Here is a 13,954-nt window from a genome sequence, read left to right as displayed (position 1 = left end):
CATTTGCATCTGTAATGTTTTCCGCCAAAGTTTCATGCTAGTGGCTCACCTAATGACGGGGAGTCGATGATGAATAATATAATTGAAGATCAAATAGATGAATGCTGTTCGTCGGCTGCGCGAGCAACGAAAAGTCGCCACAATATTTTTATTCAAGTATGGCTGAAAGCATACAGATACCTATACCAGTGGAATGAACGACGTAAAACTGCGAATACGCTGTCAAGATTGAATTCAGATCAATTGAAGGATATTGGCTTAAGCCGGGATGATATCAAACGGGATTATAGCCGCCCATTCTGGCGCTGAGTTAGGGTTCTCATGGCAGTAAATAAGGTTAAAGCTAAATAGACGGGCTTCGGTGTAATACAGTACCGAAGCCAGTATTATTAGTTAGAAATCATAACCGACGGTTGCTAGCACTGAACGTTCAGCACCCCAGTAGCAATAGGAAGTGTTGTAACAGGCCGCGACGTATTTCTTGTCGGCGATATTATTCACATTTAATTGAACAAATGCCCCTTTCAGTGACGCAGCCCAAGTGCCCAAATCAGCGCGGACAGAGGCATCGCCCAGTGTATAGGAGGGTACGCGCAACGTATTAGCGTCATCAGCCCATTGCTTACCAATATAGCGGATACCCGCACCAATATTGATTCCGTAACCCGCTTCATATTGTGCCCACAGTGATGCCATATTTGACGGTGCTAACACCGGTGTATTGCCATCATTACCATCAATAGCATCTTTGAATTTCACTCGATTATAGGTATAGCCCGCAATCACGCTTAACCGGTCATTAACCTGGCTTCTGGCCTCCAGCTCCAACCCCTGTGAATTAACTTTACCGGCTGGCACAAAATAGGTCGCTGGTACGGCACGGTTTGCCACATCATTTTGTGTCAGGTCATATAAAACGGCGGAATAGAGTGAAGTGCTGCCCGGCGGCTGATATTTAATACCGACTTCATACTGCTCGCTGGTCATCGGTTTCAATAAGTTTTGTTGTGCATCTGGGAACAGACTTGGCGTGATGGCCTGACTGTAGCTGACATAGGGCGAAATGCCACTGTCGAAGCTATACAGTAATGCCGCACGCCCACTGGCATGTTTATCGGTGCGTTCATCCGTGCTATTGGCAGTCTTATTAATGTTTTCAGTTTTCATCCGGTCATAGCGGCCTGATAGATTCAGGTGCCAATTATCCAGCGTCATTTCATCTTGCAAATAGATGCCACTCTGTTCATAGCGGCGGTTTAAATAGGAGGTGTTGATGCCCGGAGTGGTCAGCAGATAATCGCTATAAAGCGTGCTCCCCGCCGAAATACCGGTGTAAGGGTTCAGGGTGGTCGCAAAAGCGCTGTCGCTGCGCAGATTATTGCTGAACTTCTGGAAATCAAAGCCCAGCATCACCTTATGTTCCACTGCAGCGGTAGCAAAATCAGCACCCAGTTGGTTATCAATGGCGAATGCGTTGAGTGAAGAGTCCTCACCGGAATAATAACGATTCATCAGAGTGCGATCGCTATTCCATCCCCCCTGATAAACCTGTTCTAGCTGAGTATTGGAATGGGTATAGCTGGCATTTTGGCGGAATGACCAAATATCATCAAATTTATGTGAAAATTCATAGCTATAGATTTGCTGCCAACGTTTAAATACATTGTGGTTACTTTCGCCATCAAAGAAACCACGGCTTAATTTCTGCCCATAGATGCTGCCATCAGCCGGCACCGAACTGTGGTAGCCACCAGAAGGATCTTTTTGCAAATTAGCCCGCAATAACAAGGAGGTATTTTCATCCGGCTGCCACAATAATGAGGGTGCGATGGCATAGCGCTCTTCACGCTGATGGTCGTACATGGTGTCACTGTTACGGGTAATCCCGGTGAGGCGAAACGCCCAATGCTCGGATATAGCATCGGTATAATCAAAGGCAACTGCTTGTGTATTGTTATTCCCGGCAGTCAGGCGGAAATGGCCTTCAGAAGTAAACTGTGGGCGTTTAGATGTCATCATCACCACACCACCGGGGATACTCTGACCATACAGTGCCGAAGAGGGGCCTTTGATGACATCAATGCGCTCCAGGAACCACGGGTCTACTTGCAACACGTTAAAACTGCCGCCGTCACTGAGTAAGCGCAAGCCATCAAGGAAGGTATTATTCACATCACCGCCGTGGAAACCACGCAATGCGATGGTGTCATAACGGTTGGCTCCACCAGAAAAACCGGTGAACACGCCGGGAGTGTAATTCAGCGCCTGATTAATCGTGGCGACATTTTGGTCATCCATTTGCTGACGCGTCACCACCGATACCGCCTGGGCCGTAAGAATTAAGGGCTGATCAGTTTTGGTGGCCCCTTTGGTGGTTTTTGCCGTGTAGCCCGAGGTTGGGAGATCAGCAGCATTACCCGCTTTGGCCGTGACTTCTATCGTATCTTCAGCCAGCGAAGCGAAAGGAATACACATCGCCAATGAACATAAAATAGCAGAACGCTTTATGACAAAACCCGAAAACATAGTTATCTTCCCCAGATAATTAGGCATATAAAATAGATGGTTATAACCAGCATCCATTGCTATTTCACAGCGCAATCGCATTGCCTGCGTGCCACAAATCGTGGGTCCATAAGTTCAGCGCACAATCTATTAAATGAGAGTGTTAATTTCAATGATAATTATTATCTTTATCATTTGAAGTAAGAGAAGTAATTATCGGAGTAAGATTATTCCGTAACCCACAGAGTGTGCCACAATGGCGCTCAGGCGAGCTTTAACAGCACACCTACAGGATTTTCGGGTTAATTGTGGCACTCACTTTCGGGCTAATCGGTTTTATGAAAAAGATTGGGTACGTTGTTGCACGTAGAAACTATCCGCTGCTGTGGCTGTTACTAACGCTTATTTTTGCGTCAACATCAGGTACCAGCATTGCCGCCATAGCATCAGACGCGGCGGCTGAAAACAGTGAGGCGCCAGTAAAACCGGCAGTATCAGTACAACTTATTGGCTTGCAAAAACAGTTAGATAAGCTGAAACAGAGTGTTTCGGTCAGTACCGCCGATAACCAGTTTAGTGTGCTAAACGAAACCGCATTAGCACTGGTCCGTGACGTTGATATCTTGCTCGCCGACCTGAAGCCTAAGCGGGAACAACTCCAAACACAGTTGGAGGTTTTGGGCCCATTACCTGCCGCCGGTGCACTGGCAGAGACCCCGGTAGTCGCCCAGCAGCGGCGGGTCTTGAATACCCGTAAAATCCAGTTGGATGGCCAGAATGATCAGGCCCAAGCGATCAAAACCAACGCAGAAAATCTGGCAACACAGATTATCGCTTTACGGCGCACGGCGTTGAAATCACAAATTGCTTTAAACTCTGGCAGCATCTTGGGTGCAAACTTCTGGGCGCCGATCGTCAATCCCGATGCTGACGATGATCGCCGGCTGAAAGATTTCACCCAAGAGCTGGCCGATGCCTGGAGTGCTGCCTGGGAACCCGAATGGCGGTTCGGCACCACGATGTATCTGCTGCTAGCACTCTTAATCAGCGTATTTGGGTTTAAATTTCTCGATGTGCTAACCGCCTGGTTTTGTACCAAATACTTACCACTAGGCCCGCTGCGCCGCAGTTTTATGGCCTCAGCCACCACGCTTTGTACGGTGTTGATTACTGTCACAGTAGCGCAATGTATCACTCAAACTTTTACCCGCACGCCGGATGTCTCACAGGTAGTGATGGATTTTGCGCTGGCATTTGTTCAGCTCATGTTCTTCTCAGCCTTAATCGCGGGCCTTGGGCGGGCATTTTTATCCAACCAACGCCCCTCATGGCGGTTGCCTGCCATCGCTGATGAAGTGGCCGCATCACTGAGACTATTCCCCCCTCTGCTAGCCAGTTGCATCATGATTTTCGGTGCCCTTGATCAGATGAACAATATGATCAATATCAGTGTGTCCGGGGCCATTTTTAGTAATGGTATTTCGGCGTTGTTGGTGGCGCTTACTGCGGCGATTATTCCGTTACGTGCTAATCGGGTACGGCGTAATTTGGTAGTCAATGGCGAAAAACCGGAAGCCTATTCCACGCTGGCTGGATTGATTCATTTCGCTATCGGCATTACGGCATTAGCCATATTACTGTCACTGTTGGTCGGTTATATCGCACTGGCAAAATTCTTAAGTTACAAGCTGGTGTGGAGCTGTCTGGTCATCGCCTGTTTGTATTTATTAGTTCACCTGTGTGTTGATTTGGCAGAAAGTATTTTCTCGCCCACCAGCAGCGCCGGTAAAGCCATTAAGCAATCACTGAATATTGATGACCGCCATTTAGCCCAAGCAGCAACGTTACTCTCCGCTTCCAGCAAAGTACTGCTGATACTGTTGGCAATTATCGCATTACTCAACGGCACCTTTGGCTCCACTACCCCGATTTCACTACTGCAAAAGGCGGCAGAGTTATTAAGTGGCGAAGGGCTGGAAAAATTAAATATTGTTCCCACTAACTTATTTAATGCGCTGGTTTGCTTACTGGTCGGCTTATACGTGCTCAAAGCCGCACGGCGTTGGCTGAATAATGAGTTCTTACCCAAAACCCAGATGGATTCCGGTATAAAGACCTCGGCGGTAACGCTTTTCAGTAACATCGGTTACGTGCTGGTGATCCTACTGACCTTATCGGTACTGGGTATCCAATGGAATAAATTAGCCTGGATTGTCAGTGCACTGTCGGTAGGTATCGGCTTTGGCTTGCAGGAGATTGTGAAGAACTTTATTTCCGGCATTATTTTGCTGACCGAGCGGCCAGTCAAAGTGGGGGATTTGATCAGTATCAGTGGAGTTGAAGGAGACATTCGCCGCATCAATGTCCGCGCTACCGAGATTCAACTCAGTGACCGTTCGACGGTTATTGTCCCGAACTCCCAATTGATTTCGCAGAATGTGCGTAACGCCACCATGGCGAATGCTCAAGGGGTGGTGACCATTGCCCTGACCTTCCCGCTGGATTTGGATGTTGAATTGGCACAGACACTGTTGATAGAAGCTTATGAAGAGCACGAGTCGATACTTGATACCCCGGCTCCATCAGTAAAATTCAGTCAGTTAAGCCCGGACGGTATTGTCCTCAGTGTGACCGGCTTAGTACCCAGTCCACGGATGGTCAGTAATACCAAAAGCTCTTTGTTATTCAGCATATTAAAACGGCTTAGAGCCGCAGGTGTGTCTCTTGCCGTGGCCAGCCCCAGCAAAACGACAACTGAGTTAAACTAATCGGATAGGCCATGAGTGTTATCAAAACAATAAAAATCATGGCCTGCTTAATCACGTATTTCGCTTGGCTCGTACTCAACACTTTCGGATTACGCCTCTGTCACTGAACAGATAACGCATTAACCCCAAAGGAAAAATCAGCACCATAGGCTTACTCATCTCAGCGCTGAATCAAATAACGAATCGTAGGGCCATCCTGCTGAATATCTAGCACGATACATCCAGCCGGTTTCGCATCCCCCGCCAGCACGATACCAAAACCAAACAGCAAACCACTGCGATCAACAGTTTTCATCCTCTGGCAGTTGATAATCCAAGGCCAAGGCCAAGCGCAGGATAGCCGCCACTGGCTCGAAGAATTGCTCTGGTATGGTATCGCCACAGGCCACATCACGGTGTAACGCCCGTGCCAGCGCAATATTTTCCACCACAGGAATACCCTGTTCCTCTGCTAATGCAATGATCAGCGCAGCCTGTTCGCCATGACCCTTTTCAATCACAACAGGCAAGGGGGCATCATCAGCATGATAAAACAGACAAACCGCAAAATGGGTAGGATTACGTACCACTGCGGTAGAGCGTCTGACGTTTTTAGCAAAACTGCCACTTTGCACTTCATGCTGTAACTGCCGGCGTTTCTGCTTGATATGTGGGTCTCCGTTGCTGTCTTTATGTTCCCGTTTGATCTCCTCCAGAGACATTTTTAGTTGTTTCATGGTGTTATAGCGTTGAAAGGCATAGTCCATCAAAGAGAAAACCACATAACAAGCAACCAGAGCACCCAGTAACCAGCTCATTAATGTGGCAAAGACGGGGATCGCACAACGGCTTCCGCAGTAAGCCAGATAACCAAAAGAAACCGCATAGTGCAGCAATAAATAGCCGAAAATCAGCGTGAGCACCCCGACTTTCAATAATGACTTGGTCAGTTCAAACACACTGCGCAGTGAGAATAGTTGTTTGGCATTATTGATTGGATTGATATGTTCGCCTTTAAACTCTACCGCTTTGGTTGCCAATAACGGCCCGACTTGCGCGATACCGGCAAGAATGGTGACTAAAATCAGCGCGCCACCCAATATCCCCATAATATGAATAACTACTGCCATGCACTCCGCACCAATGCGGGCCAGTGCCATGGCCAACGGTTGTTGTAATTGGCTGATTGAGCTACGGATAAGTACGATGGCCTGATCGACCAACGTGTAGCCTGTCAGGAGAAAGTAAACCACCAGCACCACTAATTGCGCGCCGGAGGTTATCTCAACACTTTTAATCACCTGCCCTTTCTCCCTGGCTTCCTTCAGGCGTTTCGCGGTAGGTTTTTCGTTCTTTTCACTGCTCTCACCCCCCATTAGCAGCCCCATTTATCAGTGGGATAAGTGTGTTTATCTTCTGTTCGGTCTGGTTAATCCCCACCAGATAGTGATGTAGGGCATAAGGCAGGCTAATCAGCAATAAAAGCAGGGCCAATGCACTTTTAATCGGCATCGCCAGAAAGAAAACATTCAGTTGTTGTGCCGAGCGATTGATTAATCCTAAAGATAAATCAGCTAATACCATCACCAGCATCGCGGGTAACGCAAAGCTCAGACAGAGTTCCTGCATCAGTAGCCACTCACTTTGTAGGAAGTGCAGCATTGCTGATGAGGGGCGAATACCACTGCCAACAGGCAGAATGTCATAGGAGCCATAGAGTGCTGCCAGCACCAGATTGAAACCGCCAGATAATAAAAACAGTACGGTTAATATTTGCGTAAACAACACACCAAAAATAGACGATTCCATGCCCATACTGGGGTTGAACAAGGTGGACATGGTGGCACCACGCAAGGTGTCAATCAGGAACCCCGCCATATCAATGGCCCAGAAAGGCAGCGCCGCGACAAAGCCAATCATCACCCCAATCAATAGCTCAACACACAGCACCCCAAACCAACCGATGAGGCTATCGTGGGTTATCAGTGGCAGGGAGAAAAACAGTGGTGTGACCGGTAAAGCTATGGCAAAAACCAGGCCGTTACGCAATAAGCTACTGCCCAGACTGCGCACAGTAAACAGGGGTAATATCAGCAACATGCCGTAAGGGCGCATCATCGCCACCCCCAGCGCCTCAAGCCAATACAGAGAGTCATGCATCTCAGGACCGCATACTGGTAATTTGCAAAAAGGTCTGCTGGGTATAATTCAGCAGTGTCGCGCCCATCCAATGGTAGGTAATCAATAACGTGGCTGACACCGCCAGTAATTTAATCAAAAACTGTAATGTTTGATCCTGGATTTGGGTGAGCGCTTGCAACAAACTGACAATTAACCCGACCACGGAGGCCACTACCACGACTGGCATCGAGAGCAGTAAAACTATCCATAACAGTTGGGTCGCCAGATGCACAACAATGGCATTGCTCATTGATGCAGCCCTCGCTGGATAATCATAAATACGACCCCACCAACTGACCTAGCAGCAATCCCCAGCCGTCAATAAGAATAAAAATCAATAGCTTGAATGGGAGTGAAATGGTAATGGGTGACACCATCATCATGCCCATGGCTAACAGAATATTGGACACAATTAAGTCGATCGCCACAAACGGCAAGTAGAGCAACAAACCGATTTTGAATGCTTCAGTCAGTTGGGTTAGCGTAAATGCAGGCATTAATATCAACAGTGAATTGGGTTTTACACTATTGCGATAGCGTTCGGGCCATTTGGTTTGGACGATATCGTTAAAAAAGGTGACTTGTTCTGTATCGGTATTACGTTGCAAAAAATCGCGGTATGGCACCAGTGCATGCTCATCAATATGTTGTAGCAAAGCGCCAATGTCGTTGGGTAGCGGCTCATCTTGTAGTCGGGCGTGCACATCTAAGCCAACCGGTGCCATGATGAAAATAGTTAATACCAAGGCCAGCCCGTAAATAGCGATATTAGGGGGCACCTGCTGAACACCCAACGCATTGCGTAACAAAGAAAAAACTATCGATAATTTGAGGAATGAGGTGCCCATCACCATCAGCAATGGCAGCACCGACAGCAAAAAAAGCAGGACAATCAATTGAGAGGACGAATTCAGTAGCTCCATAATCGGTTCCGCAAAAGACTGGCCTGTTAAGTAAAAACAATACCCACAGTATTTCCCCAGCCCGCCTTAGCCGGAATCAGGTCATGACCTGAATAACCTCAGTGCCTCAGCCCAACAGCACCGCATTCTCAAGGGCGAGAGGTGAGAAACCATTGCTCAATCCGCACAATCAACTGCTCATCACAACACAACAGACTGCCACTGCCCACCGATTGCCCATGCAAACGAATATTCACTTCACCGTAGAAGGCGGTTTTACAGTCCAGCGTTTGCCCGACGGCTAACTGCTTGATATCACTCAGTGGCAGTGTCAGCCGCCCAATCTCCATGACGAGTGTCTGCGGTAATTGCTCTAGCGCCACCGCCGGTGGTTCTTGGGTCACAGTGGCAATATCCAGCGCCAGCAACCGGTCAATATCGTCATTAACCTGTTGAATTGTCATTTTGTTTCCATCCTCTAATTTGATATAAATCTGCGCGGATGCCCTCTGCCATAACCAACAATTCCCCTGTTCCAGTTCAGCAGCCGCCAGTATCCGCACCCCCTCTCCAGGCCTGATTTGCTGTAACTGGTGTAAGGATAAATGACTCCAACCAACCACTAAGCCAGCTTGCCAGACAGCATTTTGCTGAGCGGGTAGCGCCTCACTCTGCCAGTGGGATAACCTTGCTATTAATGCCACCGGCGGCCAGTTACACAGCACGACACTGAGTTGCTGCCCTTCCAGTTCGAAAGTCAGCCCCACCGCCCACTGCGTCAGCAGTGTCACCGCCTGAGGAGGCGTGTCATGAATGACCAACTCAGGTAGCGATGCAAGCAGTGGACTGACGGCCCAATGCGCCATTGCATTCACCAATTCTGCCGCCAGAAGAGGGGCATCATCCGTTGCCAGCGTATAAGCCAGCCAGTGCTGCCAACATGACTGCGATAACCACAAGCCACATTCCTGCCCGTTAAATTGCAGTGGCAGATAAATCCCTTCACCCCCAGCTTTGATGAAGGTTGCAGACACCCCAGCCGAATGCCGCCCATGACCAATCACGGTGCTGAGTTGGCGTAATTCAGCCGTCAGACTCTCGAACATGGATGACCTCCAACCAGCAGGGAAAGCCTAACAAGTGCAGTTGCCGTTGCCAGCGCGACTGTATACGTTGCAAACGTTCAACCAATTCACCATTGGCGTGGCTGAGCACAATAGTTAAGCCCTGAACAGCCAGGCTGACACTGACGCGTGTCCCACGCAACGGCCCACTGGCAATGCAGTAATCAGTGGATATCAAGCCACGATCTCTCACCGTGGTAATTGCATCAGCCATCTCCGCCATGGGAAGAACGCGCGGAGAAAGATAACGGGCAAATTGCTGTTTTTGTCTCTCATTACCGACTAGCTGCTGCGAATAACCGCCCAAATAATGCTCACTGAGCAGAGGTAATGCCCCTTCAATATCGATTCGACTCATCTTTTATTAACATCCGTAATTTTTCCTGTTCACGCTGATTACTCCGTATCAGCGCCTGTTGTGCTGCTATAGCGCCCCGTTGTTGCAGCCCCAGAGCGTGCAACGTGCTAATTTGCTTTTGCTGCTGCCGCTCCGCCTGATACACCTGATGTTGTAAAACTCTCTGCTGATCCGCTTGCGCGGGGAGCAGCCTACCGCGCCATTGTGCAAGTTGTTGTAACTGCTGACATAACTGGTGGCGTTCGCGACGGCACTGTATCAATTGCAGTTCCTGCTGCTGTTGTTCTTGCTGCAAACAGAACAGTTGTTGGCGTAACCGGCGCTCCTTGCGTTGCCGTAAAGAGAGCAAGCGCTGCAAAATATCCAGCGCGGGGTGGTTCAATTGATTATTTGGCCGAGTTGTTCCAAGGTGTGGTTGAGGCTGACGGCGTCGGAATGGCACGATAAGGCGTTCTCCTGTTGCAAAAAGGCACAGATCTTCGGGTAACGTTGCAGTGCGTCATCAGCCTGCGGGTCTTGCCCCGCCTGATATTCACCCACGCGAACCAACAGTTCGATCTCTTGATAGCAGGCTTGTATGTGGCGCAATTTCTGTGCCAGCGCCAGATGTTCTACCGTGACGATTTGCGGCATGATACGGCTGACACTGGCGGCAATATCAATAGCCGGATAGTGCCCGGCACCGGCCAGTCGGCGTGATAGCACAATGTGCCCATCCAACAGCGAACGCACCTCATCAGCTACCGGCTCATTCATATCGTCCCCTTCCACCAGTACGGTGTAAAAAGCGGTGATACTGCCACATTCACTGTTACCGGCCCGTTCCAATAAGCGGGGTAATGCCGCAAAGACGCTGGGAGGAAAGCTGCCCGCCACAGGCAGTTCACCGGCCGCCAGCCCTATTTCTCTGGCCGCTCTGGCATAGCGGGTTAACGAGTCCACCATTAACAACACTTTCAACCCGCGCTCACGGAAATACTCGGCCACTGTGGTGGCAGTATAAATACCCTTCAGCCGCTCCAGCGCCGGGCGATCAGAGGTTGCGACCACGACTACGGTGCGAGCACGGGTTTCAGGGGTGAGCACCTGGTCAAGAAACTCCCGCACTTCACGACCACGTTCACCAATGAGTGCTAACACCATGACATCCGCATTGCTGCCCGCACAGAGCATACTCAGCAAGCTACTTTTCCCGACGCCTGCCGCCGCAAAAATACCGACTCGCTGCCCCTCACCGCAGCTCAATACGCCATCAATGGCCCGGATCCCGGTAGTCAGTATTTGCCGAATCGGCTGGCGGGCTAGTGGCTCCGGGGGTTGGCAATCCAACTCACGCCAATGCCCGATAACCGAAGGGCCACCATCCATAGCCCCCCCCAAACCATCCAAAACCCGCCCGAGCAGTGATGGCCCCACTTTGACACGGTGGCTATGCCCAAGTGGTGACACCCACTGACCACTGCGCAAACCGGCTGAAGAGGCGAATGGCGATAGCAACGCAGTCTGTTGTTCAATAGCGACCACTTCAGCCAGCATGTCCGGTGACGCAATACGGCATAACTCCCCCAGCGCCACACCGGGCAGATTGGCGCGTAATAGGGTTGGGCCAACATCCAGTATTGGCCCGCGATAGGCGATACCATCCGGCGGCAGAGACGATAAGCGCAATTGATGATGCAACTGAGCGCTTAGTGTTGGGCTATCAGGCAGCTTCATCAAGTTCATCACCAATCAACTCAATAGTGCCTGCCACCTTGATATTCATCTCATCCCCCAATTCCTGCCAGGAAAGTACCGGCAGCGTGAAAATATCCCGCTCAACTATTTTGCGCAGAAAACGGCGTACATCGATGGCGGTCAGCAGGACAACATCACTGTTTTGTGCAACGGCAGTTTTTATCTTGTCGAGGATCAGGCGTGAGTGTTTATCGGCTAACGCCGAGTAAGCACCCGCAGAGGTTTGGCGAATGGATTCGCGGATCAAGTTCTCAGCCCCCTCCCCTAGCCGCAATACCGGTAACCAGAGGTTATTTTTACTGAACCGGCGACACACATGGCGGCGTAAGGCGATGCGCACGTACTCGGTTAACATGACACTGTCTTTCTCTTTCGGTGCCCAGACCACCAGCGCGCCGAAAATGGCCCGCAAATCCCGGATCGACACATCCTCCTCCACTAGCCGTTGCAGTATCTCCGCGACTTTGCCCAGCGGCATCTGGCGCTGTAGTTCTTTCACTAATTCCCCGTAACGCCCTTCCATCGCATCCATCAGATAACGGGTTTCCTGCACACCAATAAATTCAGCCGTATGTCGCTCAAATACCCGTGTCAGGCAAGAGATAATACGTTTATGTCCTTGTGCATATGGGATACCCAAGATGCTGGCATGGCTACCCTGCTCTGCGGCTAACCACTCAAAAGTGCCCATTCTGCTGCCTAACCTTTGGCTGCGCGTCTCTAGCTGGGCACTGGGCTGAGTCAGTAGCAACTCATCTGATGGCAATGTCAGTTCCAGCACTTGCTCCTGATAGACCCGGATCGATAAGCTGTTCTCAATCAAGGTAGGATCACTGCGGACAACCACCTCCGGTAATGGCACGCCAAGATGCTCAAACCAGCGCCAACGCAAGCTGTCGATATCTCGGACCAATTCGGGATAATCCAGGTTGGTCGCGCAATGCAACATCAAGGGTACCGCTCCTGGTGTCATCGAATTATCCGCAGACAAGCCGCTATCACTGGCCCCCGTTACCGTACCTCTGTGTCGTATTGACTGATTCTTGCGATAGAGTAAAAACGCCGGCGCAGCCACCAGTGCCGCCAGTATGATAAAAATCAGGAATGGAAAACCGGGTAACAAAGCAAAAACAGTCAGGATGGCGGCGGCTAACCATAAAGCATCTGGCTGACACCCCACTTGTACCGCCAGATCTTTAGCCAGACTCTGTTTATCGCCGCCAGGAACGCGGGTCACGATAATCCCAGCGGTAATGGAGATAAGTAACGATGGGATTTGGGCACATAGCCCATCGCCAACAGAGAGCACTGCATAGGTGATCATCGCCTGTTCCGCCGACATATTATGTTGCAGCACCCCGATGGTGATGCCGCCAATAATATTCACCAGAATGACAATAATCCCGGCAATAGCATCGCCTTTAACGAACTTCATCGCGCCGTCCATCGCCCCAAACAACCGGCTCTCTTTTTGCACCCTCTCCCTTAGCCGCCCGGCCTCGGCAGCATCGATCACGCCCGCCCGCATATCACCATCAATACTCATTTGTTTACCGGGCATGCCATCAAGCGAGAAACGGGCGCTGACCTCTGCCACTCGCTCTGAGCCTTTGGTAATCACGATAAACTGGACCACGGTGATAATAGTAAAAATGATCAACCCCACAGCCAGATTACCGCCAACCACAAACTGACCGAATGCCTCGACAATCTCACCGGCATCATGCTGGAGCAGCACTAAGCGCGTAGTACTGATAGTCAACGCCAAGCGATAAAGTGTGGTAATCAGCAATAACGACGGGAAAACCGAGAATTCGAGCGGATCGCGCAGGTAAATCGAGATCATGAGCAGGATGACCGAGAAAGCCAGATTGATCGCAATCAGCAGATCCACCAGCACGGTTGGCAGCGGCAGGATCATCATAAAGATGGCTACCAACAACATGATCGCCAGAAAAATATCCTGCCGCGCAGTTATCATCAGCAAGCCACGGATCAATGCCGATTGCCTCATGGACATGCTCCCGGCAAGCGGCACAGTAAGGCGCACTGCTGCCGGTAGAGCTGATACCAAAATTCAGCATCGGACAATGCCGGCGGGGAGCAACTGACCATAATACCCATTTTCAGTAAGTAGATACGCTGTGGCACGCCATTGAATCGCTCAAGCCGCCAGCATTGCTGGAGCCGCAGCAGATCATCATGGCTGTAGTGCCGCTGTTGTAAACCGCAAGTGAGCAGTAATCTTGATGCCCGCCACTCAAGGAAAATAATCCGTTTTTCTATCTGCCACTGCATGCGAGAGGTGATTACCGAACAGGGCAATTCCGCCATGCGGATAAACAATTGGAGGTTACGGGTAACAACTAAATCCATCGCCATAACCGGTGTCCTTTTGAT

13 protein-coding genes and 1 pseudogene are annotated in these 13,954 nt (G+C 50.1%); 2 read left to right on the top strand and 12 right to left on the bottom strand.

What is annotated here, in order from left to right; genetic code table 11:
- Positions 1 to 66 precede the first annotated feature (66 nt).
- Positions 67 to 309, top strand: coding sequence for a DUF1127 domain-containing protein (locus A6J67_RS05150; RefSeq protein WP_313770023.1), 243 nt, complete (start codon positions 67 to 69; stop codon positions 307 to 309).
- Positions 310 to 393: 84 nt separating this feature from the next.
- Here the strand turns inward: A6J67_RS05150 and A6J67_RS05145 are convergent, their stop codons facing one another.
- Positions 394 to 2,526, bottom strand: coding sequence for a TonB-dependent siderophore receptor (locus tag A6J67_RS05145; RefSeq protein WP_050297230.1), 2,133 nt, complete (start codon positions 2,524 to 2,526; stop codon positions 394 to 396).
- Between the two features lie 287 nt (positions 2,527 to 2,813).
- On the opposite strand from A6J67_RS05145, the gene A6J67_RS05140 reads away from it, so the two are divergent.
- Positions 2,814 to 5,273 (top strand): DUF3772 domain-containing protein, encoded by a 2,460-nt coding sequence (locus A6J67_RS05140; RefSeq protein ID WP_172668573.1) that lies wholly within the window; start codon positions 2,814 to 2,816, stop codon positions 5,271 to 5,273.
- Between the two features lie 160 nt (positions 5,274 to 5,433).
- Here A6J67_RS05140 and A6J67_RS05135 read toward each other — a convergent pair.
- From A6J67_RS05135 to A6J67_RS05085, 11 genes and pseudogenes are all read right to left on the bottom strand, one after another.
- A pseudogene (locus A6J67_RS05135) lies at positions 5,434 to 5,511 on the bottom strand (SirA-like protein); the annotation flags it as partial.
- 43 nt (positions 5,512 to 5,554) lie between these two features.
- Positions 5,555 to 6,628 (bottom strand): EscU/YscU/HrcU family type III secretion system export apparatus switch protein, encoded by a 1,074-nt coding sequence (locus A6J67_RS05130; RefSeq protein ID WP_050073207.1) that lies wholly within the window; start codon positions 6,626 to 6,628, stop codon positions 5,555 to 5,557.
- The gene (gene sctT, locus A6J67_RS05125) at positions 6,618 to 7,412 is read right to left on the bottom strand and encodes a type III secretion system export apparatus subunit SctT (protein ID WP_042568716.1); all 795 of its coding nucleotides are present in this window, start codon (positions 7,410 to 7,412) and stop codon (positions 6,618 to 6,620) included. The genes A6J67_RS05130 and sctT overlap by 11 nt, the downstream gene beginning before the upstream one ends.
- 1 nt (position 7,413) lies before the next feature.
- On the bottom strand, positions 7,414 to 7,683 hold the full coding sequence (locus A6J67_RS05120; RefSeq protein ID WP_005187268.1) for an EscS/YscS/HrcS family type III secretion system export apparatus protein: 270 nt from the start codon (positions 7,681 to 7,683) through the stop codon (positions 7,414 to 7,416).
- A 22-nt stretch (positions 7,684 to 7,705) separates the two neighbouring features.
- Positions 7,706 to 8,356 (bottom strand): type III secretion system export apparatus subunit SctR, encoded by a 651-nt coding sequence (sctR, locus tag A6J67_RS05115; RefSeq protein ID WP_005187265.1) that lies wholly within the window; start codon positions 8,354 to 8,356, stop codon positions 7,706 to 7,708.
- Positions 8,357 to 8,484: 128 nt separating this feature from the next.
- A complete protein-coding gene (locus A6J67_RS05110) occupies positions 8,485 to 9,441 on the bottom strand; it encodes a YscQ/HrcQ family type III secretion apparatus protein (protein ID WP_050297135.1) in 957 nt (318 codons plus the stop codon).
- Complete coding sequence (locus A6J67_RS05105) at positions 9,419 to 9,817, bottom strand: hypothetical protein (RefSeq protein ID WP_032906805.1); 399 nt, start codon at positions 9,815 to 9,817, stop codon at positions 9,419 to 9,421. Before A6J67_RS05105 ends, A6J67_RS05110 begins: the two co-directional genes overlap by 23 nt.
- On the bottom strand, positions 9,798 to 10,199 hold the full coding sequence (locus A6J67_RS05100) for a type III secretion protein (protein ID WP_371112986.1): 402 nt from the start codon (positions 10,197 to 10,199) through the stop codon (positions 9,798 to 9,800). Before A6J67_RS05100 ends, A6J67_RS05105 begins: the two co-directional genes overlap by 20 nt.
- Positions 10,196 to 11,533, bottom strand: coding sequence for an EscN/YscN/HrcN family type III secretion system ATPase (locus A6J67_RS05095; RefSeq protein ID WP_080608462.1), 1,338 nt, complete (start codon positions 11,531 to 11,533; stop codon positions 10,196 to 10,198). Before A6J67_RS05095 ends, A6J67_RS05100 begins: the two co-directional genes overlap by 4 nt.
- The gene (locus A6J67_RS05090; RefSeq protein ID WP_080608063.1) at positions 11,520 to 13,568 is read right to left on the bottom strand and encodes an EscV/YscV/HrcV family type III secretion system export apparatus protein; all 2,049 of its coding nucleotides are present in this window, start codon (positions 13,566 to 13,568) and stop codon (positions 11,520 to 11,522) included. Before A6J67_RS05090 ends, A6J67_RS05095 begins: the two co-directional genes overlap by 14 nt.
- Entirely contained in the window at positions 13,565 to 13,936 is a 372-nt protein-coding gene (locus tag A6J67_RS05085; RefSeq protein WP_005187246.1) for a hypothetical protein, read from the bottom strand. Before A6J67_RS05085 ends, A6J67_RS05090 begins: the two co-directional genes overlap by 4 nt.
- Positions 13,937 to 13,954 lie beyond the last annotated feature (18 nt).

The organism is Yersinia sp. FDAARGOS_228 (genome assembly GCF_002073315.2).
In the GTDB taxonomy this organism is placed as follows: domain Bacteria; phylum Pseudomonadota; class Gammaproteobacteria; order Enterobacterales; family Enterobacteriaceae; genus Yersinia; species Yersinia intermedia.
This window is presented reverse-complemented; position numbering and strand designations above follow the sequence as displayed.